We start from the raw sequence: 22,043 nt of genomic DNA, 5'->3' as shown, positions 1-22,043 counted from the left end.
GAGCCCACCCCTTTTGTGACAGATACAGCTCATATCCTGCGCCCGGATGTCACATCTTTCAAGAGCGTGCCCGCTGGCTCATGGCGACACACACGAGTACGGCGAGCGCCGCCGCGACGGTCACCGGACCGAACCGCTCGTCGAGGAGGAGCCAGGCCCACAGCAGCGTCAGCAGCGGCTGCGCGAGCTGGGTCTGCCCGGCGCGCGCGATCCCGCCCGCGGCCAGCCCCGCGTACCAGGGGATGAAGCCGAGGAACATCGAGATCAGTCCCGCGTAGGCGAACCCGGCCAGCGACGTCGCGGTGGGCCGCACGTCCGTGGTCAGCGCCAGGGCGACCGTCACGGGGACGGTGAGCGGGGCGGCGACGACCAGGGCGTAGGAGATCACCCTCCAGCCGGGCGTCTCGCGGGCCAGGCGGCCGCCCTCGGTGTAGCCGGCCGCGGCCGACAGCAGCGCCCCCACGAGGAGCAGGTCGGCTCCGGTGGCGTGGCCGCCGTCCCGGCTGAGGGTGAAGGCCGTGATCGAGACGGCTCCGAGGGCGCAGGCCGCCCAGAACACCGGTTTCGGCCGTTCCCCTCCGCGCAGGACGGCACAGGCGGCGGTGGCGGCGGGAAGGAGCCCGATGACCACCGCGGCGTGGGAGGCGCCGGCGCCGGCGTCGAGCGCCAGCCCGCTGAAGACCGGGAAGCCGAAGACCACCCCGGCCACGATGACGAGATAGGACCGGAGGTGGGATCTGGGCGGCAGCAACGGCCCCCTGGCCGCCACCAGGAAGACCAGCGCCGGGACCGCCGCGATCACGGCCCGTCCGATCGCCACGAGGTAGGGGTCGAACCCCTCCATCGCGAAGACCGTCGCCGGGAACGACCCGGAGAACGACAGCACCCCGAGTCCGGCCAGCAGGGTCCCCCGCCACGCCGTACCGGAGGACGACGCGCTCCCGGCGGGCGCCGAGGCGGAGCCGACCGCTACTCGACCTGGGACGATAGCGCTATCCTTATCATTCATGAATGACGATAGCAGTATCGTCCGTCTGGCTGCCGTGATCCGCGAGGAGACGGCGCGGCTGCGCCCCGGGGACAGGCTGCCATCAAGCCGGGAGCTGATGCGGCTCCACGGCGTGAGCCCGGTGACCGTGTCGCGGGCACTTGCCCGGCTTGCCGCGGAAGGTCGAGTGATCACCAGGCCGGGCAGCGGGACCTACGTGGCCCCCGCGGTCACCCGGGCCGGCGGCACGGCGGACCTGTCCTGGCAGACGGTCGCGCTCGGCGACCGGGTGGTGGACGACGCGGAGGTGAGCGGCCTGCTCACTCCCCCGCCGGACGACGTCATCCCGCTCACCGGCGGCTACCTCAACCCGGCCCTGCGTCCCGCCAAGGCCCTGTCCGCCGCCGCCACCCGCGCGCTCCGCCGCCCGGACGTCTGGGCGCTGCCGCCGCTGAGCGGCATTCCCGAGCTGCGCGGCTGGTTCGCGCAGGAGGCGGGGGGCGACGTCACCTCGTCGGACGCCCTCGTGGTCAGCGGCGGGCAGTCGGCCCTCACCCACGCCTTCCGCGCCCTCACCGCCCCGGGCACCCCGATCCTCGTCGAGACGCCGACCTATCCGGGCGCGCTCGCCGCCGCGCGGGCCGCCGGACTCCGCCCGACGGCCGTACCCATGGATCGCGACGGGGTGCGACCGGAGCTCCTCGCGGAGGCCTTCGCCGTCACGGGCGCGCGGGTCTTCTTCTGCCAGCCGACCCTGCACAACCCCACCGGCGCGACCCTGACCCTCGAACGGCGCGGGCAGGTGCTCGCGATCGCCCGGGCGGCCGGGGCGTTCGTCGTCGAGGACGACTACGCCAGGTATTTCGCGACGGAGCCGGTCCCGCCGTCGATGATCTCACTGGACGCCCACGGCACGGTCGTGCACGTCAACTCCCTCACCAAGGTCCTGTCGCCCAGCATGCGGGTCGCCGGAGTCGTCGCCCGCGGCCCGGCCGCGCGGCGGCTCAGGGCCAGCCAGGTCGTGGAGTCGTTCTTCGTCGCCAGGCCGCTGCAGGAGACGGCGCTGGAGTTCGTCGGCTCGCCCGCCTGGCCGCGCCACCTGGCCGGGCTGGGCGCCGAGCTGACGACCCGCAGGAACGCGCTCGCCGCCGCGCTGACCGCCCGGCTGCCCGCCGCCGGGATCCATCTCCTCCCCCGGGGCGGCCTGCACCTGTGGGTACGGCTGCCGCCCGACCGGGACGAGGAGACCGTGGTGGAGGCGGCCCGGCGGGCGGGCGTCATGGTGAGCCAGGGACGCATCTACTACCCGGCCGAGCCGCCGGGCCCCCGGCTCCGGCTGACCCACTCGGCGGCCCTGCGCCTGCCGGAGCTGGCCGAGGGCGTCCGGCGGCTGGCGACGGCACTGGAGGCCGCCTGACCCCGGAAGGCGAGACAGGCCGAATATCACATGCCCCCCCTCCAAATCAACACCACTGAAAGCATTATGGCGGTGTCGATGCGAATACAACCCCCTAATGGCATACAGTGGTTGCGAAGAGGTGATCTAACCATGGGCAACCCCTCCGACCTGGTGTGCGACTTCGTCAACAGCTACGACGTCGAAGGCGGGACCGACGACATCCCCACCCCCGCCGCGCTGACCGCGTGGCTCGGCAGGCGGGAGCTGATCGGCCCCGGAGACACCGCCGGCGACGACGACCTCGCCCTGGCCGTCGACCTCCGCGAGACGCTCCGCGCGGCGCTCCGGGCCAACCACGACGGTCACGCCCGTGACGGCGACGACCGCGAGCCCGGCCTGCCCCGCCTGTTCACCGGCCTCCCCCTGCGGGTCGCCCTGACCGCAGGAGGCCCCGTCCTCGAACCGGTCGCGGCCGGCGTGCCCGGCGGGCTGGCCAGGATCGCGGCGGCGGTGATGGGCGCGCACGCCGCCGGGATGTGGCCGAGGCTGAAGGTGTGCACCGAGAGCACCTGTCAGTGGGCGTTCGTCGACTCGTCCAAGAACCGCTCGCGCTCCTGGTGTTCCATGAGAGTCTGCGGCAACCGCACCAAGACTCGGGCATATCGGGCTCGCCGTCAGACGGAGACAGGTCCGCGTCATCTCTGAGTCGGATTCCCCGATACGGTGTAGGAGCCTGTCTCGGGGATCCACCCGCCTGATGCCCGCTCGCGTGGCACGAGACCCATGAGACAGCGCTTCCTGAGGCGACGGCAGACGGCAGAGAAGGAGCGGGCCGAGATGGCAGACGTAGGCGTGCGGGCGGCTCGGCACGATGATGTCGCCGCGGTGACGAGCACCCAGATCCGCGCCTGGAAATACGGTTACCGGGATTTCCTTCCCGAGGGACCGCTGGAGCAGATGACCGGTCCCGCCGCCGAGGAGATGTGGCGGCGCCAGTGGGACGAGGCGATCATCACTCCGCCGTCCTCGCGGCACCGGGTGCTGGTCGCGGTGGAGCAGGTCGTCCTCGACACCGACGCGTTCCCCGCGCTCGGTCCCGGCGGCATCGAGGCCGCCGCGGCGATGCGCGGCGCCGAGCGCGTGGTGGGCCTCGCCTCACACGCCCCGGCGGAGGATCCCGACCTGGACCCGACCACCACCGCCGAGATGCTCACCTTCCTGGTGGATCCCGACCACGTCCGGCGCGGGCACGGCAGCCGCCTGCTCAACGCGACGGTCGACTACCTCCGTGACGACGGCTACCACACCATCGTGACGTGGGTGTTCGCCGACAACCACGGTCCGCTCGGATTCCTGGAATCGGCCGGTTGGGGCGAGGACGGAGCCGAGCGGGTCCTCAACATGGGACGGCCGGTGCGGATGGTCCGGCTGGCCACCGACATCAGCTAGACAGAGCCGCGGACACCGGCCGGGACCACCGCCATCGGCCGGCTCCCGGTCCCGCGGCAGCAAACGTCCGAGAGGAACCCGCAACACCATGGCCACCCCGAGCCAGTGGATCGCCGGAGCCCGTCCGCGCACCCTTCCCGCCGCCGTCGTCCCCGTCGCCGTCGGCACCGGTGTCGCGATCGGGTACGGCGGCGCGGTCTGGTGGCGTGCCCTGCTCGCCCTGTTCGTGGCACTCGCGCTGCAGGTGGGCGTGAACTACGCCAACGATTACAGCGACGGCGTGCGCGGCACCGACGACGAGCGGGTCGGCCCGATGCGCCTGGTCGGTTCAGGGGCGGCGGCGCCCCGCGAGGTCCTCAGCGCGGCGCTGGGCTGCTTCCTGGCCGCCGCGGCGGCGGGACTGGTCCTGGTCGTCGCCACCGGCGCGTGGTGGCTGCTGCTGGTCGGCGCGGTGTCGATCGCGGCCGCCTGGTTCTACACCGGCGGCTCCAGGCCCTACGGCTACCGCGCGCTCGGCGAGATCTCGGTGTTCGTGTTCTTCGGCCTGGTCGCGGTGGCGGGCACCACGTTCGTGCAGCTCGAATGGCTGCCCTGGACGGCCCTGGCGGCCTCGGTCCCGGTGGGCCTGCTGGCCTGCGCGATGCTGGTGGTCAACAACCTGCGCGACATCGTCACCGACCGCCCGGCCGGCAAGCGCACCATGGCCGTGGTGCTCGGCGACACCCGGACCCGCACCCTCTACACCCTCTGCCTGGTGCTCCCCCTGGTCATCGCGGTGGTCCTGACGCCGTGGCAGCCGTTCGCGGCGCTGGCCGTGCTCGCCACACCGCTCGCGATCGGCCCGGTGAAGGCCGTCAGGCAGGGCGCCACCGGCCCCGCCCTGATCGCCACGCTCCAGCAGACCGGCCGCTTCCAGCTCGTCTACGGCCTGCTGTTCACCGTCGGCCTGGCGCTGCACGCCCTCTAGCGCCGGCCCCCCTAGCTCCGGCCCCGCACCCTCAGCCCCGCAGCACCGGCCCGCGGCCCCGGCCCGATGGAACGATCACCTTGGAGACGGCTACAGGCGGCCTCTCCCAGACTCGTGCTCTTCGACAACATGGTCACCCCCTCCCCTTTGGTTCACTGAATGTGAATGTTCCATGACAAAGTTGGAGGCTCCGTGGCCGTCGAGCAACGTGGGATCGAGCTGGTCTCGCCGTCGGAGAGGTATGGCCGGCCGCGTGATCTGCTCTTCCTCTGGAGCGGCACCACGCTCGGCATCTTCACCCTGGTCTACGGCACGGTCGTCGTCTCCCTGGGGCTGAGCTTCCCGCAGGCCGTCCTGGCCATCGTCATCGGCAACCTGCTGGCCTTCCCGCTGGTCGGCCTGACCAGCCTGCAGGGCCCGGCCGTCGGCACCTCCACCATGGCGGTCTCCCGGGCCGCGTTCGGCCCCAAGGGCGCCCGGGTGCTCAGCTTCTTCGGCTGGATCAACATGGTCGGCTTCGAGGCCGGCGGCATGGTGCTGATCACCTTCGCCTCGCTGGCCCTGCTCGACCAGGCCGGCGTCACCGGCCAGAGCGCCGGCCTGAAGATCGCCGTGATCGTCGTCGCGGCACTGATCCAGCTCGTGCTGCCGCTGATCGGGCACGCCGCCGTCATGAAGGCGCAGAAGTACTTCACCTGGGTGTTCGTCGCGATGTTCGCCGTCATGGGCGTGCTCATCGGGCCGAAGGTGCAGGTCGCCTCCTCCGGCGGCGCCGACTTCGCCACGTTCACCATCGCCGTGGCGCTGGTGATGTCGGCCGGCGGGCTGTCATGGGCGCCGCTGGGCAGCGACTACTCGCGCTACCTGCCGGCGAGCTCCAGCAGGAAGGCCGTCTTCGGCTACGCGATGTTCGGCGGGCTCGTGCCGTACATCCTGCTGATGACGCTCGGCGCGGCCGTCGCGACCGTGGTCAAGGACGCGGGCGACCCCATCTCCGGCCTGCCCGGCGCGCTGCCGTCCTGGTTCGTGGTGCCCTACCTGCTGCTGGCGATCGTCACACTGTTCGCGGTCAACACCACCGACCTCTACTCCTCCGGCCTGAACCTGCAGGCCTCCGGGATCAGGCTGAGCCGGTCCGTCGCGGTCGTGCTCGACCTGGTGATCTGCGTCGCGATCACCTGCGTGGCGGTGTTCTCCGACTCCTTCAACACCATGCTCAACACCTTCCTCGGCCTGCTGATCCTCTGGCTGGCCCCCTGGGCGGGCATCTACCTGACCGACTGGCTGCGGCGCGGGGGCCGCTACGACGCCGAGGGCCTGTTCGCCGACGGCGGGCCGTACCACGGCAGCGGCGGCATCCGCTGGAACGGCATCCTCGCGCAGGTCGCGGGCATGATCGCGGCGGCGCTCTGGATCAACTCCACGGCCTTCACCGGGCCGCTCTCCGAGGCCACCGGCGGCTCCGACTTCAGCATCTTCGCGGGCTTCCTCGTGGCGGGCCTGGTGTACGCCGCACTCGACCGCCGCCCCGCCCTCGTCCCCGTCGCCGCCTGACCCGAGCCGCCCGCCCCGACCCGAAAGGCACCACCGCGAAAATGGTCGACCGCATCCTGCTCGACGTCGCCTACGGACGGCGTCCCGCCGACACGATCATCACCAACGGCACCCTCGTCAACGTGCTGACCGGCGAGACCTACCCCGCCGAGATCGGCATCAGCGGCGCCCGCGTCGCCGTCGTCGGCCCCGACCTGCCCCGGGGCCCGGAGACGGAGGTCATCGACGCCGGAGGCGGCTACCTCGTCCCCGGCCTGATCGACGGCCACCTGCACATCGAGTGCAGCAAGCTCTCCGTGACGAGCTTCGCCGACCTGGTCGTCCCCTACGGCACCACCAGCGTCGTCTCCGGCCTGGACCAGATCCTCGTGGTGGACGGCCTGCCCGGCGTCCGGGGCTTCCTGGACGAGGCCGCCCGGACCGGCATGCGCGTCTGGTGGGGCGCGCCCGCCAAGGCCCCCTACACGGTCCCCGAGTCGACCGTCGGGCACACCTTCGGCCCGGCCGAGCACCTGCTGGCGCACGAGTGGCCCGAGTGCGTCGGCATCTGGGAGACCGTCCAGGAGTTCGTCGAGCACGGCGACGAGGCCGTCATGGAGGCGCTCGACCTGGCCGCCAAGCACCGGCTGCCGGTCTTCGGCTGCGCCCCGCTGTCGGATCCGCGCCGCATCAGCGGCCTGGCCGCGGCCGGGATCCGCCTGGACCACGAGTCCTACTCCGCCGAGGAGACGCTGGAGAAGCTCCGCCGGGGCATCTACGCCATCGTGCGCGAGTCGAGCGTCGCCCACTTCCTGGAGGAGAACATCAAGGTCGTCTCCCAGGTCGGCGCGCGCCGGGTGGCCTTCTGCACCGACGACGTGCACGCCGCCGACGTGCTCGCCGGGGGCCACATGGACAAGCTGGTCCGGATGGCGGTCAAGGCCGGCGTGGACCCGGTGACCGCCATCCAGATGGCCACCGTCAACTGCGCCGAGATGTACCGGATCGACCACCTGGTCGGCAGCATCGCCCCGGGCCGGTTCGCCGACGTGCTGATCGTGGACGACCTGGCGGACTTCCGGGTGCGCGAGGTCGTGGCCGGCGGCGCGCTGGTCGCCAGGGACAACGCGATGATCACCCCCTCCGCGCCGCCCGCCCGGGGTGAGGTCCGGCCCTTCCCCGTCCCCGAGCTGACCGCCGACGACATCGTGCTCCGCGCCCCCGAGGGCGCCACGACGGTCACCGCGCTGTCGATGAGGATGTCTCCGGAGCAGGTCTTCGTCCGCAAGCGGCACGACGTCACGCTCCCGGTCACCGGCGGGATCGTGGAGCCGTCGGTGGAGCAGGACGCGCTCTACATCACGGTCGTCGAGCGGTACGGCAAGACCGCCAACAGGCCGGTCGCCCTGGTCAACGGCTTCGGCATCACCCGGGGCGCGATCGCGACCAGCGCCGCGCCGGACGACAACAACATCATCTGCGTCGGCGCCTCCCGCTCGGACATGGCCCTGGCCGTCAACGAGGTCGTGCGGGCCGGCGGCGGCCAGGTCGTCGTCGTGGACGGCGAGGTCCGCAGGCTCCTGCCGCTGCCGGTCGGCGGCATCGTCTCCGACCTGCCGGCCGGGGAGATGGCCGAGGCCGAGAGCCACCTGGACGACCTGGCCCGCGAGCTGGGCTGCGCGCTGCCCTCCCCGCTGATGTATCTGTTCTTCCTGTCGATCACCGCGATCCCCGACTACGCCATCACCGACCTCGGCCTGGTCGACTGCGTCAAACTTGAGGTCATCGACCCGATTCTCTCCTGGAGCTGACATTGACGGATTTCATCGAGGGCCTGCCCAAGTGTGAGCTCCACCTGCACATCGAGGGCACCCTGGAACCGGAGCTCAAGTTCGAGCTCGCCGGACGCAACGGCATCGACCTGCCCTACGCCTCCGTCGAGGAGATCCGGGCGGCCTACTCCTTCGACGACCTGCCCTCGTTCCTGAAGATCTACTACGAGGGCATGGACGTGCTCCGCACCGAGCCCGACTTCTACGACCTGGCGATGGCCTACCTGCGCAAGGCCGCCTCGCAGAACGTCCGCTACGCGGAGATCTTCTTCGACCCGCAGGCCCACACCTCGCGCGGCGTGCCGTTCGACATCGTCATCCGCGGCCTGCGCCGGGCGCTGATCGACGCGGAGAGCCGGCTCGGGATCAGGGCGCAGCTCATCATGTGCTTCCTGCGCGACTTCCAGGCGGAGTACGCCATGGCGACGCTGCTGGAGTCCCTGCCCTACCGCGAGTGGATCGTCGGCGTCGGCCTCGACTCGGACGAGAAGGGCAACCCGCCGGTCAAGTTCAAGGCCGTCTACGAGCGGGCCCGGCAGGAGGGCTACCTGCTGACGATGCACTGCGACGTCGACCAGGAGAACTCCACCGAGCACATCCGCCAGGCCATCGAGGAGATCGGCGTCAACCGCGTCGACCACGGCGTCAACGCCCTGGAGGACCCCTCGCTCGTCGAGGCGATCCGCGAGAGGGGGCTGGGCCTGACCGTGTGCCCGATCTCCAACGGCTACGTGACCGACTCGATGAAGGCCGACGCCATCCGCCGGATGCTCGACCTCGGCCTGCGCGTCACGGTCAACTCCGACGACCCCGCCTACTTCGCGGGTTACGTCCAGGAGAACCTGGTCGCCCTCGCCGACGCGCTCGATCTCTCCCGGGAGGACCTCGTCCAGCTGGAGAGGAACGCCTTCGAGATCACCTGGCTCCCCCGCCACCTGAAGGACGCCTACCTCGCCGAACTGGACGCCTACGCCGCCGGCTGACCGCCCCCGGCGGCGCGCCCCGGCCGGAACCGCCGGGGCGCGCCCGCGAGGCGGGAAAGGCCATGTACGCGGCCTGGGTCAGTGCGACGTTCGAGTCGGCGGTCGCCCGCTCGCACCTCAGCCGATCCGATCTGACCTACCTCGAGATCAGCGCAGCCCCTACGGTCTGCGCCTTCTTGGTCGCCAGCCGACCTGAGGAGGCCCAGCGGCAAGAGGCACTGTTGGAGCTGCCGGATGTCATCACCCGCCGGTACGGCCCCACGAGATCTTTGCTCACGATGAGGTTGCCGTGGAGGGCAGGTCATCCGCCTGGTCCCGGTCGTGGTGTTCTGCTGCGGATTCCAGGGCTTCGGATCCGGGCCGGATACGTGCGTTGCGGAGCAGGGTGGCGACGAGGATGGCCGTGCCCGCCGTCAGAACGACGCTGACCAGCGCGGCGATCCGCGTCTCTCGCGCGAAGGCGTCGAATGCCACGTTCCGCAGGGCTTCGGCGGTGCCCTGCGGGAGGGTCGCGGCGGTGTCGACGGCGCCGCCGAGGGTGTTCCGCGCTGCCTCCAGTTCCTTGGGTGTGAGGGCGTCGGGGGCCTTGGTCGCCAGTTCCGAACGGTAGATGACGGTGCCGATGCTGCCCAGGACCGCGATGCCCAGCGCCCCGCCGAACTCGGCCGAGGTCTCGGCCATGGCGGAGGCCATCCCGGCTCGCTCCGGTGGTGCGGCGGACAGGATCACGTCGGTGACCACGGCGGCGACGCCGCCGATGCCGATCGCGACGACCGTCATGGCGCTGACGAGGTAGACGACTCCTGAGTCGGCCTGGATCAGGGACAGCATGATGTAGCCGGCGGCCGCCACGAGCAGTCCCGCGGCCATCACGTTGGGTTTGCCGATGCGGGGTGCGATCGCGGTGGCCAGGGCGATGCCCACGGGCATCACGAGGAAGGTGGGCAGCGACCACAGGGCTGACTCGAATGGGCTCATGCCCAGAACGAGCTGCATGAACTGCCAGTTGAACAGGGAGAAGCCGACCAGTGCGAACGTCGCCAGCGCGTCGATCAGCAGGGGCAGGTTGAACCGGCGGGTACGGAACAGCGCGATGTCGATCATCGGGTTCGCGGCCACGCGCTGGCGGCGGATGAATGCCGTCCCCACGACGAGTCCGGCGACGCAGTACGCCAGGGAAATCCACCCGAAGCCGTGCTCCGCCATCCGTTTGACGCCGTAGATGACGCCAAGCACGGCCACGAGGGACAGGACGGCGCCGAGCAGGTCGAAACGGCCCGGCTTGGGGTCACGGTATTCGGGGAGCAGCAGCGGGCCGAGGACCAGCAGCAGGATCATCACGGGTACGTTGATCAGGAAGACCGATCCCCACCAGAAGCGCTCCAGCAGCAGCCCGCCGATGATGGGGCCGAGTACGGCGCCGCCCGCGAAGCCCGCCGTCCACACGCCGACCGCTGTAGCCCGCTGTCTGGCGTCGTGGAACATGTTCCGGATCAGGGCAAGGGTGGACGGCGCCAGCGATGCTCCGGCGATGCCCAGAAGTGCGCGGGCCGCGATGAGCGTTCCGGAGCTGGTCGAGTAGGCCGCCAGAATCGAGGCGGCGCCGAAGGCTGCGGCGCCTGCGAGCAACACCCGCCGCCGTCCGATCCGGTCACCGAGTGTGCCCATCGTGATGAGCAGGCCGGCGAGGAGGAAGCCGTAGGCGTCCATGATCCACAGCAGTTCGGAGCTGCTCGGCTCGAGGGCGGCCGTCAGGGACGGGAGCGCAACGAACATGACGGACATATCCATAGACGCCAGTACGCAGGGCAATACCAGGACGGCGAGCCCGACCCACTCCTTGGCTCCGGCCCTTCTGTCTTCTTCAGTCATTTCCTTTGTTCCTGAGTCGTGCCGGCCGGGTCGGAGTCAATCGCCCGGACGTGTACTTTGTACGCAGTCTGGCGTACAAGATACGCATACACGTTAGCGCGATGCAACACCGTTTTGACCTGCTGCTCTACTCTCTCCATACACCTGCCCCTCTAGTGGGGTAGGGTTTCGTCACAACGTAGTGCTGTGACGAAAAGGAGTGCGGTGGTGTCGGTGCAGCTGGCGTGCGGGGCGTGCGGAAAGCCGTTGGAGCCCGGGGATCGGGGCCGGCCGAGGCGCTACTGTTCCCGGGCATGCCAGGCGAGGGCGTATCGGGCGCGCCGGGCGGAAGCGCCGGCCGATGCCCCGGAGGGCAACGACAGTGCGCCGCATCTCACCGTTGAGCGCATCGTGCGAGCCGGGATCGTCGTCGCGGACGCGGAGGGGCTCGACGCGCTGTCGATGCGCCGGGTCGCCATGGACCTGGGAGCGAGCACCATGTCCTTGTACCGGCATGTGGCATCCAAGGACGACCTGGTGGCCCTGATGGTGGAGGCCGCGATGGCCGACGTGCCCCTGCCCGACTCGGCGCCGCGGGACTGGCGTCACGGCCTCGAGCGCGCCGCCTACCGTGATTGGGACCTGTATCACCGCCACCCGTGGATCCTGCCGAAGGTCATGGTGACAACCCGCGCATACTTCAGCCCGGCTCTCGCGGCGGACAGTGAAAGCGCCTTCTCCGCATTCGACGGGCTCGACATCGAACCTGCCGATGCTTTCCGGTACATGTTCATGTTCGCCTCATACGTGCAGGGCGTGGCGCTGACCTACGTCGGCGATGTGGAGGCGGAACGGCAATCGGCACTCGCCATGAAACAGGGGACAAAAGCCTCGAACCACGTACAGAGTCCGCTTTTCGCACCCGGGGCGTATCCCCGGCTCGCCCCCGCGATGCGCGCAGGCGCCGACCCCTGGGATCTCGACACCCTGTTCGCCTCAGGTCTTGCCGGTGTCCTGGACGGCATCGCAGTCGATCTCGCGAGACGAGGCATCGATGCCTGAGCTTCGATCGAGCCGCCCTCGCCGATGATCGGCCTGGATCCTCGTGAGCCCGAGCCTTCCGGCTCTCAGCGTCCCTGCCAGTGGGGATCTGTATGTCCAATGAGGAACGCAGCACTACTGGCCCGATGAACGCCGTGCTAGCGCATCCGGAGCGCCAGCAGGAAGTCGACCCGCTCGTCCAGGGCGTGCAGCGACCGGCCGGTCAGCTCCTCGATCCGCTTCAACCGGTAGCGCAACGTGTTGACGTGGACATGGAGCCGGTCGGCGGTCGCGGCCCAGGAGCCCGACTCCTCCAGGAACGTCTCCAGCGTCTCGACCAGCTCCGTCTGGTGCGCCGCGTCGTATTCCTCCAGCCGCCCCAGCAGCCGCGTCCGGAACGAGCGCCGCAGCTCCCCCGGGATCGCGGCGATCAGTGAGCGGTGGGAGCTGACGTCGTCACCGGTGATCGCCGACACCCGGCCCTCGCCCAGCTCGGCCAGCGTGCGGGCGTGCCTGGCCTCCTCGATCAGGCTGCTCAGCGCGGCCGGTCCCGTCGTGACGCTGCTGACGCCGATCGTGATCCGGGCGTCGCCCAGCCCGGCCTCCAGCGTGGCCGCCCCGGCCAGCATGTGGGAGGTCAGCTCGGCGGCGCTGTTGCCCGCCAGCGGGACCAGCGCGACGGCCTCCGCGCCCACCGCCGTCGCGACCCCCGGCGCCAGCGGGCGCAGCAGCTCGTCGAGCACGGCGACGCCCACCTCGTCCGCCCGGTCGGTCCCCTCGACCGCGAGCGCCACCGCCAGCAGGCCGTCCTCGGTCTCGATGTGCAGGGTGTGCAGCCGGGAGACCACGCCCGGCAGGTTGGCGTCCCCGGAGGCGAGCAGCCCCAGGAGCTGGTCCAGCACCCGCCGCTCGATCCGCTGCGCCGCCTCCAGCCGGGAGCGCTCCAGGGCCACCAGCGCGGCCAGCTCCACGATCAGGTCCTCGTGCTCGCCGCCGGCCCGCACCTGCTCCCCGGCGTAGGCCAGGAACCAGTTGGCGATCCGGTGCGGCGCCCCCTTGCTGACCGGGAAGACCGACAGCACGGTGCCGTCGGCCCGCACCGCCGTACCGGGGAGGAACCGCGCGGACAGGAACGCGTGCGCCAGCCGTTCGCCGGCCCCCTCGGGCAGCGGCTGCGAGCCCACCACGGCCCGGCCGGTCGCCGACAGCACCCAGCAGGGCACGTCCAGCTCCGCCGCCACCGTGGTGACGACCTTGCTCAGGCTGCCGCCGTCCACGAGGGTGCTGGCCAGCCTCCTGCGGGAGCCGTACGGCCGGCTCGGGGCGGAGCCGAACTCGTCGATCAGGGCGCGCAGCACGTACTCGGTGAGCGCGCTGAAGGAGACCTCCACGCCGAGCGCGAGCATCGGCAGCCCCGCGTCGGCGCAGGCGTCGATGAGGTCGGCGGGCGGAACCTTGAGCGCGGTGCCGGAGCAGAGCGCGGCGACCTTGGCCTCGACCAGCGCGGCCACGAAACGGCCGGCGGACTCGGGGCCGTCGTGCCAGGTCAGCTCGGTGAGGACGAGCTCGCCGGCCTTGAGGAAGCGGCCCGGCTCGATCAGGTCGGTGGTGGCGACGCCACGGACCCGGCGATCGAGCAGATCGTGACCGCTGAGCACCTTAAGCCCCAGGTGGTCGGCCTGGCACAGGTCCCGCAGGCGCATATCTGTAGGTTAGCCGCGGCTCAGACCGGCCAGGACTCGCGCCGCCACGCCGCGTCCCAGAACAGCCACTCGTAGCGCGCGGTGGTCAGTGCGTGCTCGCACAGTCTCGCGCGGTCGGTCTCGGGCAGCGTCGCGGCGACCTCGTCGAGCAGGTCCAGCACCCCGGCGACGGTCTCCTGGTAGTGCTCGTTTCCGTAGGTCTCGATCCACCAGGCGTAGAGCGGGTCGGGCGACGACTGCTTCAGCAACTCCTCGCCGACCCTCGCGTAGATCCAGTAACAGGGCACGATCGCGCCCAGCGCCTCGGCGAAGGTGCCCAGATGGCAGGCGCGCAGCAGGTAGGAGCCGTAGCCGACGGTGGTGGGGGCGGCGCCCTCGCCGCGCGCGTCGCCCTCGTCCATACCGAAAGCGGCCAGCAGCTCCACATGGAGACTGTGCTCCACCTCGACCGTGCGCGCCGCGTCCCCGGCGAACCGCTGCACCGCGGCCGGATCCGCCGCCTTCACCCCACAGGCCGCCAGCGCCCGCGCGTAGTCGGGCAGGAAGTGCGTCTCCTGCACCACGAAGTATCGGAAGACCTCGCGCGGCAACGTCCCGTCGGTCAGCCCGGTGAGAAACGGGTGAGCCAGGATCTCGGCGTAGACGCCCTCGACGACCTGCCACAACTCATCACGGAACCGGCTCACGCCAGCGATGCTACCGGCATCGCGGCGGGCGGCAGGCGGGTGCCGCCCCCCGCCGGCCGCCCCGCTCCGGGAGCGGGACGGCCGGCCTCCTTCCGAGCACGGGGGACGCACCCGCGAGTACCGGGGGCACCCGCGAGTACGGAGGGCTCACCCGCCGGGTACGGAGGCTCAGCCGGGCTCGTAGGCGAGGTTGGGACGGAGCCAGCGCTCGACCTCGGGAAGGCCGAGGCCCCGCCGGAGGGCGTAGTCCTCGATCTGGTCCCTGCCGAGGCGTCCCACCGTGAAGTAGCGCGACTCCGGGTGGGCGAAGAGCAGCCCGCTGACGCTGGCGGCGGGGGTCATCGCGAAGGACTCGGTCAGGGCCATGTCGAGCCGCTTGGCGTCGAGCAGGTCGAACAGGTCCTGTTTCTGGCTGTGGTCCGGGCTCGCGGGGTAGCCGAGCGCGGGACGGATGCCGCGGAATCGCTCGGCGTGCAGGTCCTCGATCAGAGGGTCGGCGTCCGGCTCGTACCAGGCGCGCCGGGCCTGGAGGTGGATGTGCTCGGCGAACGCCTCGGCGAGGCGGTCGGCCAGGGCCTTCACCATGATCGCCCGGTAGTCGTCGTGCCGGGCCTCGAAGGCGGCGGCGAGCTCCTCGGCGCCGTGGACGGCCACGGCGAACCCGCCGATGTGGTCTCCGGCCGGGGCCACGTAGTCGGCGAGACACCGGTTGGCCCGGCCCTCGGGCTTGGCCGTCTGCTGACGCAGCATCGGCAGCCGGAGAATCCCCCGGCCGCCCGCGGCCGGCGGCCCGGCGTCGATCAGGATGTCGTCGCCCTCGGAGTGGGCGGGCCAGAAGCCGTAGGCGCCCCGGGCCTGGAAGTGGCCCTCCGCGATGATCTGGTCGAGCAGGGTGTTCGCGTCGTCGTAGAGCTCGCGGGCCACCGGCTGGTCGAGGATCGCCGGATACTTGCCCTTCAGTTCCCAGGCGAGGAAGAGGAACTGCCAGTCGATCATCCCGCGGAGGGTGGTCAGGTCCGGCTGGACCGCGCGCAGGCCGGTGAAGTCGGGGACCGGCAGGTCGTCGAACGGGACCCGCTCACGGTTCGCGCGGGCCTGCGCGAGGGTCAGCAGGGGACGCCGCTCCCTGGTCGCGTGCTGCTCGCGCAGGCGCTCCTGCTCGGCGCGGTTGCTCACCGCCAGCTTCTCGGCCCGGTCCGCGTGGAGCAGGTCCGAGACCACGCCGACGACGCGGGAGGCGTCGAGGACATGCACGGTGGTGCCGTCGTAGGCGGGGGCGATGCGGACCGCGGTGTGCTGGCGCGACGTCGTGGCCCCGCCGATCAGCAGGGGCAGCTTCAGCCCGCGGCGCTGCATCTCCGCCGCGACGGTGACCATCTCGTCCAGCGACGGGGTGATCAGCCCCGAGAGCCCGATGGCGTCGGCGCCCTCGGCGATCGCGGTGTCGAGGACGACGGCGGCGGGGACCATCACCCCGAGGTCGATGACCTGGTAGTTGTTGCAGCCGAGCACGACGCCCACGATGTTCTTGCCGATGTCGTGCACGTCGCCCTTGACGGTCGCGAGCACCACCTTCCCCTGACCGCGGCCGGTGTCGACGCGCCCCTCCAGCCGCGCCTGCTCCTTCTCGGCCTCCATGTAGGGCTCCAGGTAGGCGACCGAGCGCTTCATCACCCGCGCGCTCTTGACCACCTGCGGCAGGAACATCTTCCCGGCGCCGAACAGGTCGCCCACGGTCTTCATGCCGTCCATGAGCGGTCCCTCGATCACGTCGAGGGGGCGGGCTGCCCGCTGCCGGGCCTCCTCGGTGTCGGCGTCGATGAAGTCGACGATGCCCTGCACGAGCGCGTACGCCAGGCGCTGCTCCACCGGCGCGTCGCGCCAGGACAGGTCCACGGTACGGCGGGTGCCGGACCCGCTCACCGTCTCGGCGAACGCGACGAGCCGGTCGGTGGCGTCGGCCCGCCGGTCGAAGATCACGTCCTCGACGAGCTCCAGCAGGTCCGCGGGGATGTCCTGGTAGACCGCGAGCTGCCCCGCGTTGACGATGCCCATGTCCAGTCCGGCCCGCACGGCGTGGAGGAGGAACGCCGAGTGCATCGCCTCGCGCACGACGTCGTTGCCGCGGAAGGAGAACGACAGGTTGGAGATGCCGCCGCTGGTCCGCGCTCCCGGGCACCGCTGCTTGATCAGCGGCAGCGCGTCGATGAACGCCTTCGCGTAGCCGTTGTGCTCGGCGATCCCGGTGGCGACGGCGAGCACGTTCGGGTCGAACACGATGTCCTCGGCGGGGAACCCGGCTTGCTGCGTGAGCAGGTCGTAGGCGCGGGCGCAGATCGCCACCTTGCGCTCGACGGTGTCGGCCTGCCCCTGCTCGTCGAAGGCCATGACGACCACGCCGGCGCCGTAGTCCCGGATGCGCCGCGCCTGCTCCAGGAACGGCTCCTCGCCCTCCTTGAGGCTGATCGAGTTGACGACGCCCCTGCCCTGCACGCACTTGAGGCCGGCCTCCAGCACGCTCCACCGCGAGCTGTCGATCATGACCGGGATGCGGGCGACCTCCGGCTCGGTCGCGATCAGGTTCAGGAACGTGGTCATGGCCCGCTCGCTGTCGAGCAGGTCGGCGTCCATGTTGACGTCGAGCAGGTTGGCTCCGCCGCGGACCTGCTCCAGCGCGACGTCGACGGCGCCCTGGTGGTCGCCCCCCTCGACCAGCCGCCGGAAGCGCGCCGAGCCGGTGACGTTGGTGCGCTCCCCGATCATGACGAACCCGGTGTCGGCGCCGATCTCGAAGGGCTCCAGACCGCTGAACCGGGTGCGTGCCGGCGGCGCCGGGACCGGGCGCGGCGGGAGGGCCGACACCGCGGCCGTGATCCGCGCGATGTGCGCGGGGGTCGTCCCGCAGCACCCGCCGACGACGTTGACCATTCCCGACGCGGCGAACTCGCCGAGCAGCCCCGCGGTCTCGTCCGGTGTCTGGTCGTAGCCACCGAACGCGTTCGGCAGGCCGGCGTTGGGATGGGAGGCGGTGTAGACGCCGGCGAGCCGTGACAGCTCGGCGACGTGCGGGCGCATCTCCTCGGCGCCCAGCGAGCAGTTCACGCCGACCACCAGCGGGTCGGCGTGCTCGATCGAGCTCCAGAACGCCTCGACGGTCTGCCCCGACAGGGTGCGCCCGCTCAGGTCGACGATCGTCACCGAGATCCACAGCGGCAGGTGCGGGGCGACCTCGCGGGCGGCGGCGATCGCGGCCTTCGCGTTGAGCGTGTCGAAGATCGTCTCGATCAGCAGCAGGTCGACCCCGCCGTCGGCCAGCGCCTGGATCTGCTCGGCGTAGGCGGCGCGGACCTCGTCGAACGACACCGCCCGGTAGGCCGGGTCCTCCACGCGCGGGGACAGCGAGAGCGTGACGTTCAGCGGCCCGATCGAGCCGGCGACGAAACGCCCGCCCGCCTCGTCCGCGGCCTGGCGCGCCAGCTGGGCGCCCCGCAGGTTCATCTCCCGCACCAGTGACTCCAGCCCGTAGTCGGCCTGGCCGATGCTCGTCGCGGTGAAGGTGTTCGTCGTGGTGATGTCCGCGCCCGCCGCCAGGTACTGCCGGTGCACGTCGAGGACGACATCCGGCCGCGTCAGGTTCAGCAGGTCCGGGTCACCGGTCACATCGCGAGGGTGGTCCTTGAACCGCTCCCCTCGGTAGTCGTCCGCGGTGAGCGCGGCGCCCTGCAGCATCGTCCCCCAGGCGCCGTCGAGCACCACGATCCGCTGGTCCAGCAGCTCCCGCAGGGCCTGTGTCCTGCCGCCCGCTCCTGCCGCCGGGTGCGCGCCGGGCGCCCCGGAGTCACCGGCGCCGGATGCGTGCCGTACGGCACCCCGCCCGTGCTCGTCGCCGCGGTTCAAAGACGTATCCACCGGACCACCTCCCGTTATGGGAGGCGCCCTTGATGAAAGGTCAAGGAGAGAGGACCAAGGCCGAGCGTGGCGGGCCTGAACCCGTTGCAGCGCCTCTCGACCTGAGAGTCAAAGATACCGGAAAGACCATGACGGCACCAGAAACGCCCCCGGGGACGGCTCTCACAGGGCCCGGCGCATCACGACGCGGGGCGCGAGCTCGATGCCCAGCTCCCGCTCGTGGGCGACCAGCGCGGCCAGCTCCGGGCCCCACTCGGCCGGGTCGAGCACGCCGAAGCCCCGCTGGGCGTACCACGGCCCGTTCCACGGCACGTCGCGGAACGTCGTCAGCGTCACCGCGGCCACCCCCGCCGAGGCCGCGTGGTCGCAGACCGCCTCCAGCAGCCGCCCGCCGACGCCCCTGCGCCCGTGGTCGGGGTGGACGGCGAGCTGGTCGAGGTGGACCAGCCCGTCCACCCAGCCGATCATCGCGAAACCGACCGGCGGGGTCCCGGCGACCAGGACCCGCGACGGATCGTCGGTCTCCTCGATCATCGTGGTGCCCGGCGGAAAGGTGATGCCCACCGCCGCGAACACCCCGTCCGCGGCGGTCTCCACCGCCGCCAGCCCGGCCAGCTCTCCGGCCTCGGCCCAGCGGACCCCGGCCTGCGCCGAAGATCGGGTCTCTGTCATGGAACCGTAGGATACAGCGGCGCCGCCCGGACCACCGGGAGGACCCGGGGGCGGCCGGCCCGAACGGCCGCCTCAGGAGCCGAGCGCCCGCCGGACCTCCTTCTCCACGGCGGGGGCCAGGCTCCGCATGAAGGTGGCGGTGATGTGCCCCTTGTCGGAGTAGACCATCAGGTCGCCGATGACCGAGCGGCAGCGTTCCGCGGGACACAGCAGGTGGTTGAAGTCGGCGAACGTCACGTTGGCCGGTGGCCGGCGGAGCCGGGCGGCCGGTGAGACCGCGGCGAGGCTGCGCCGCTCGTCGTCCACGCACGCCTCCGTCCCCTTGACCTCGACGCACTCCGGGGGGTCGAAGGACATCCGCGGGGTGTCCCGGATCGCCAGGACGTCGATGCCCATCGCGCCGAGCTGCCGCCACCGCCGGACGTAGCCGGCCGGGAGCGTCTCACCCCGCTCGAAGGGGCTGGAGATCGTCGCGGTGGTGACCAGGAGGTCCGGCTTGAGCCGCCTGAGCTCCGCCATGACCCCCTTCTGCCATCTGTCGCACGACGGGTATGCCTTGCCCTGGTAGCGCTGCGGATCGGTGGAGAGCGCGCACGCCCCCTTCGTCAGGTTCACCACCTGCCAGCCGTTGGCGTCGGCGATCCTGTGCAGCGCCGGGAACCAGTGCGCGGCGTGCGAGTTGCCGACGAGCGCGATGGTACGGCTCGGGTTCGCGGCGCCGTACCGGCATGTCAGCACCTCGTCGCGTTGCGTGACCTGGTTGCAGCCGTCGGCGTAGGTCTGCGGGCGGTCGCGGGCGGCCATGGCCGGGGCGGGGACGATGCCGCCCTTCTCCGCCGCCTGGTCCTCCAGCCGGACGGTCCACACGGCGGCGGTGGCCAGCACCGGCAGCAGGCACGCCAGGCCCAGCGCGGCCGAGCGCGCCGTGCCGCGGGGCGTCATCCGGTCGGCCAGGTGCGTCGTGACGGCCGCGAGCGCGAACGAGACGACCAGGATGAGGGCGATGCCCTTGGCGCTCGCCGCCGTGCGGCCGGTCTCCGTGAGGTAGAAGACGAAGATCGGCCAGTGCCACAGGTACAGCGCGTAGGAGATCTTCCCCACGTACATCAGCGGGCGCAGGGTGAGCAGCCGGTCGGCTCCGTAGGCGCTGCCCGTCACCCCGGCAACGATGATCATCACGCCGGCTCCGGTCGGCCACAGGGCCGCGTAGCCCGGAAAGACCGTGGAGACCTGGAGCAGCAGGCCGCACGAGACCAGCGCGGCCAGGCCGATCCAGCCCAGCGCGACGCGGACCGCGCGCGACGGGCGCAGGTACGGCAACGCGACCGCGAGCATGCCGCCGAGGGCGAGCTCCCACAGCCTGGCCCCGGTGTCGAAGTAGGCCCACCGCTGGTCGGCCGCCGTCCGCAGCACCGAGTACGCGAGCGAGCCCGCGAAGACCAGGCCCATCACGCCGAGGAACGCCATCCGGGGGTCCCAGCGCCGGCGCACGGCCACCAGCGCCAGCAGCGGCGGCCACAGGAGGTAGAACTGCCCCTGGATCGCCAGCGACCAGAAGTGCTGGACCGGGCTGGCCGCCGAACCGGCGGCCAGGTAGTCGACCGCCGAGGTCGCCAGGCTCCAGTTCTCGTAGTACAGCGCCGAGGCGAACACCTCGCGCAGCGTGTCGTACCACCGTGTCCGCGGGAGCCACAGCAGCGTCCCGCCCAGCACCCCGAGCAGCACCAGCGCGGCGGGAGGCAGCAGCCGCTTCGACAGACGCGCGGCGAACGCCCCGAACTCCACCCGGCCCCGGCGCTCCACCGTGCGCAGCAGGGAACCGGTGATGAGGAAGCCGGTGAGCATGAGGAACACGTCGACGCCGCCGGAGACCCGTCGCGGCCAGATGTGGTAGATCACCACCAGCAGGACGGCGACCGCCCGCAGGCCCTCGATCTCCGGGCGGCGCCCGCTCCGGGTGCCCGCCCGCGCCGGCGACGGGTCGGCGACGAGGACGTCCGCGGGAGCTGACACGCTGTATCTCCATGGTGGGCGACGGGCGCCGCGGACCCGGAAGACGCCGTCGGCGGCGAATGCCGGACTTTTCGGCATTGAGCGGCGATCAGGCTACCCCTGATCGCCGCGCCCCTCCACTCGGACCCGGAGCGCCGCCGGTCGCGCCCGGCTAGAGGTCGAGCAGGGGCTCCAGGCCGACGGTCAGCCCCGGGACCTCCCCGACCCGGCGCACGCCCAGCAGCACGCCCGGCGTGAACGACGAACGGCTCATGGTGTCGTGGCGGATGGTGAGGGTCTCCCCGTCACCGCCCATGAGCACCTCCTGGTGGGCGATCAGCCCGGCCAGCCGTACCGAGTGCACGTGAACGCCGTCCACCTCCGCGCCCCGGGCTCCGTCCAGCTCCGCGCTGGTCGCGTCGGGCATCGGCCCGGCCCCGGCCTTGCGCCGCGCCTCGGCGACCAGCTCCGCCGTACGGCGGGCGGTGCCGGAGGGCGCGTCGGCCTTGTTCGGGTGGTGCAGCTCGACGATCTCGACGGAGTCGAAGTAGCGGGCGGCCTGCTGGGCGAAGTGCATCATGAGCACGGCCGCGATGCCGAAGTTGGGCGCGATCAGCGCGTTCACGCCGGGGTTGTCGTCCAGCCAGCCCCTGACGGTCGCCAGGCGCCCGGCGTCGAAGCCGGTGGTGCCGACCACCGGGTGGATGCCGTGGGAGACGCACCATTCGAGGTTGCCCATGACCACGTCGGGGTGGGTGAAGTCGACCACCACCTCGGCGCCGGTGAGACCCTCGATCGGGTCGTCCTTGTCGAGGGCCGCGACCAGCTCCAGGTCGTCCGCCGCCTCGACGGCCTTGCACACTTCGATACCGACGCGCCCTCGGGCGCCGAGAACTCCAACCCTGATCACGGCCCCAAGGTTATACCGTCCGACCTCGCGGAAGCCCGCCGGCCGCGCTCCGGCGCAGGCCGCGTCCGTACGTCCCCGCCGGCCTCACCCGGGCCCCACGAGCCGTGCCCGGACAGCGAGCCGTGCCC

The 22,043-nt window shown here is 71.5% G+C and carries 16 protein-coding genes and 1 riboswitch; of the genes, 8 read left to right on the top strand and 8 right to left on the bottom strand.

From position 1 onward, the window contains the following. Window positions 1-58 precede the first annotated feature (58 nt). The gene (locus BM085_RS19890; RefSeq protein WP_093888441.1) at window positions 59-1,009 is read right to left on the bottom strand and encodes a DMT family transporter; all 951 of its coding nucleotides are present in this window, start codon (window positions 1,007-1,009) and stop codon (window positions 59-61) included. Between BM085_RS19890 and BM085_RS19885 the strand changes: the two genes are divergently transcribed. From BM085_RS19885 to BM085_RS19855, 7 genes are all read left to right on the top strand, one after another. Next, window positions 1,008-2,405, top strand: a complete 1,398-nt coding sequence (locus BM085_RS19885) for an aminotransferase-like domain-containing protein (RefSeq protein ID WP_177245172.1) — start codon at window positions 1,008-1,010, stop codon at window positions 2,403-2,405. The genes BM085_RS19890 and BM085_RS19885 overlap by 2 nt on opposite strands. A gap of 132 nt (window positions 2,406-2,537) precedes the next feature. Further along, complete coding sequence (locus BM085_RS19880; RefSeq protein ID WP_093888440.1) at window positions 2,538-3,092, top strand: CGNR zinc finger domain-containing protein; 555 nt, start codon at window positions 2,538-2,540, stop codon at window positions 3,090-3,092. Between the two features lie 132 nt (window positions 3,093-3,224). Further along, on the top strand, window positions 3,225-3,836 hold the full coding sequence (locus BM085_RS19875) for a GNAT family N-acetyltransferase (RefSeq protein ID WP_012888873.1): 612 nt from the start codon (window positions 3,225-3,227) through the stop codon (window positions 3,834-3,836). A gap of 88 nt (window positions 3,837-3,924) precedes the next feature. Beyond that, entirely contained in the window at window positions 3,925-4,803 is an 879-nt protein-coding gene (locus BM085_RS19870) for a 1,4-dihydroxy-2-naphthoate polyprenyltransferase (protein ID WP_093888439.1), read from the top strand. Window positions 4,804-4,995: 192 nt separating this feature from the next. After that, window positions 4,996-6,357, top strand: a complete 1,362-nt coding sequence (locus tag BM085_RS19865; protein ID WP_093888438.1) for a purine-cytosine permease family protein — start codon at window positions 4,996-4,998, stop codon at window positions 6,355-6,357. Window positions 6,358-6,398: 41 nt separating this feature from the next. Continuing rightward, a complete protein-coding gene (locus tag BM085_RS19860; protein ID WP_093888437.1) occupies window positions 6,399-8,147 on the top strand; it encodes an adenine deaminase C-terminal domain-containing protein in 1,749 nt (582 codons plus the stop codon). Window positions 8,148-8,149: 2 nt separating this feature from the next. Next, on the top strand, window positions 8,150-9,151 hold the full coding sequence (locus BM085_RS19855; protein ID WP_093888436.1) for an adenosine deaminase: 1,002 nt from the start codon (window positions 8,150-8,152) through the stop codon (window positions 9,149-9,151). A 273-nt stretch (window positions 9,152-9,424) separates the two neighbouring features. Here the strand turns inward: BM085_RS19855 and BM085_RS19850 are convergent, their stop codons facing one another. Next, entirely contained in the window at window positions 9,425-11,023 is a 1,599-nt protein-coding gene (locus BM085_RS19850) for an MFS transporter (protein WP_093888435.1), read from the bottom strand. A 207-nt stretch (window positions 11,024-11,230) separates the two neighbouring features. On the opposite strand from BM085_RS19850, the gene BM085_RS19845 reads away from it, so the two are divergent. After that, window positions 11,231-12,064 carry a TetR/AcrR family transcriptional regulator gene (locus BM085_RS19845; protein WP_245789449.1) on the top strand — a complete coding sequence of 278 codons (834 nt, stop codon included), beginning with the start codon at window positions 11,231-11,233 and terminating at the stop codon, window positions 12,062-12,064. A 137-nt stretch (window positions 12,065-12,201) separates the two neighbouring features. On the opposite strand, the gene BM085_RS19840 is transcribed toward BM085_RS19845, so the two are convergent. The 6 genes from BM085_RS19840 to dapB all read right to left on the bottom strand — a co-directional run bounded on the left by BM085_RS19840 (window position 12,202) and on the right by dapB (window position 21,915). Continuing rightward, window positions 12,202-13,746: a PucR family transcriptional regulator gene (locus BM085_RS19840; RefSeq protein WP_093888434.1), complete on the bottom strand. Its 1,545-nt coding sequence runs from the start codon at window positions 13,744-13,746 to the stop codon at window positions 12,202-12,204. A 20-nt stretch (window positions 13,747-13,766) separates the two neighbouring features. Beyond that, window positions 13,767-14,432, bottom strand: a complete 666-nt coding sequence (gene tenA, locus BM085_RS19835; RefSeq protein WP_093888433.1) for a thiaminase II — start codon at window positions 14,430-14,432, stop codon at window positions 13,767-13,769. A gap of 168 nt (window positions 14,433-14,600) precedes the next feature. Further along, entirely contained in the window at window positions 14,601-18,341 is a 3,741-nt protein-coding gene (gene metH, locus BM085_RS19830; RefSeq protein ID WP_218158762.1) for a methionine synthase, read from the bottom strand. A gap of 14 nt (window positions 18,342-18,355) precedes the next feature. Then, window positions 18,356-18,445, bottom strand: a riboswitch (S-adenosyl-L-homocysteine riboswitch). A 58-nt stretch (window positions 18,446-18,503) separates the two neighbouring features. Beyond that, the gene (locus tag BM085_RS19825; protein WP_093888432.1) at window positions 18,504-19,013 is read right to left on the bottom strand and encodes a GNAT family N-acetyltransferase; all 510 of its coding nucleotides are present in this window, start codon (window positions 19,011-19,013) and stop codon (window positions 18,504-18,506) included. A 72-nt stretch (window positions 19,014-19,085) separates the two neighbouring features. Further along, complete coding sequence (locus BM085_RS19820; protein WP_093888431.1) at window positions 19,086-21,026, bottom strand: acyltransferase family protein; 1,941 nt, start codon at window positions 21,024-21,026, stop codon at window positions 19,086-19,088. Window positions 21,027-21,177: 151 nt separating this feature from the next. Beyond that, the gene (gene dapB, locus BM085_RS19815; protein ID WP_093888430.1) at window positions 21,178-21,915 is read right to left on the bottom strand and encodes a 4-hydroxy-tetrahydrodipicolinate reductase; all 738 of its coding nucleotides are present in this window, start codon (window positions 21,913-21,915) and stop codon (window positions 21,178-21,180) included. Window positions 21,916-22,043 lie beyond the last annotated feature (128 nt).

The sequence above is a fragment of the Streptosporangium canum genome, from assembly GCF_900113865.1.
GTDB lineage: Bacteria > Actinomycetota > Actinomycetes > Streptosporangiales > Streptosporangiaceae > Streptosporangium > Streptosporangium canum.
Note: the sequence above shows the minus strand (reverse complement) of the source record. Positions and strands in the feature narration are given on the sequence as shown.

Bases quoted from the DNA above. Each gene is read 5' to 3' on its own strand.
- BM085_RS19840 (WP_093888434.1), bottom strand. From the start codon at position 13,746: ATGCGCCTGCGGGACCTGTGCCAGGCCGACCACCTGGGGCTTAAGGTG.
- BM085_RS19860 (WP_093888437.1), top strand. From the start codon at position 6,399: ATGGTCGACCGCATCCTGCTCGACGTCGCCTACGGACGGCGTCCCGCC.
- BM085_RS19885 (WP_177245172.1), top strand. From the start codon at position 1,008: ATGAATGACGATAGCAGTATCGTCCGTCTGGCTGCCGTGATCCGCGAG.
- BM085_RS19875 (WP_012888873.1), top strand. From the start codon at position 3,225: ATGGCAGACGTAGGCGTGCGGGCGGCTCGGCACGATGATGTCGCCGCG.
- BM085_RS19880 (WP_093888440.1), top strand. From the start codon at position 2,538: ATGGGCAACCCCTCCGACCTGGTGTGCGACTTCGTCAACAGCTACGAC.
- BM085_RS19890 (WP_093888441.1), bottom strand. From the start codon at position 1,009: ATGAATGATAAGGATAGCGCTATCGTCCCAGGTCGAGTAGCGGTCGGC.
- BM085_RS19825 (WP_093888432.1), bottom strand. From the start codon at position 19,013: ATGACAGAGACCCGATCTTCGGCGCAGGCCGGGGTCCGCTGGGCCGAG.
- BM085_RS19850 (WP_093888435.1), bottom strand. From the start codon at position 11,023: ATGACTGAAGAAGACAGAAGGGCCGGAGCCAAGGAGTGGGTCGGGCTC.
- BM085_RS19870 (WP_093888439.1), top strand. From the start codon at position 3,925: ATGGCCACCCCGAGCCAGTGGATCGCCGGAGCCCGTCCGCGCACCCTT.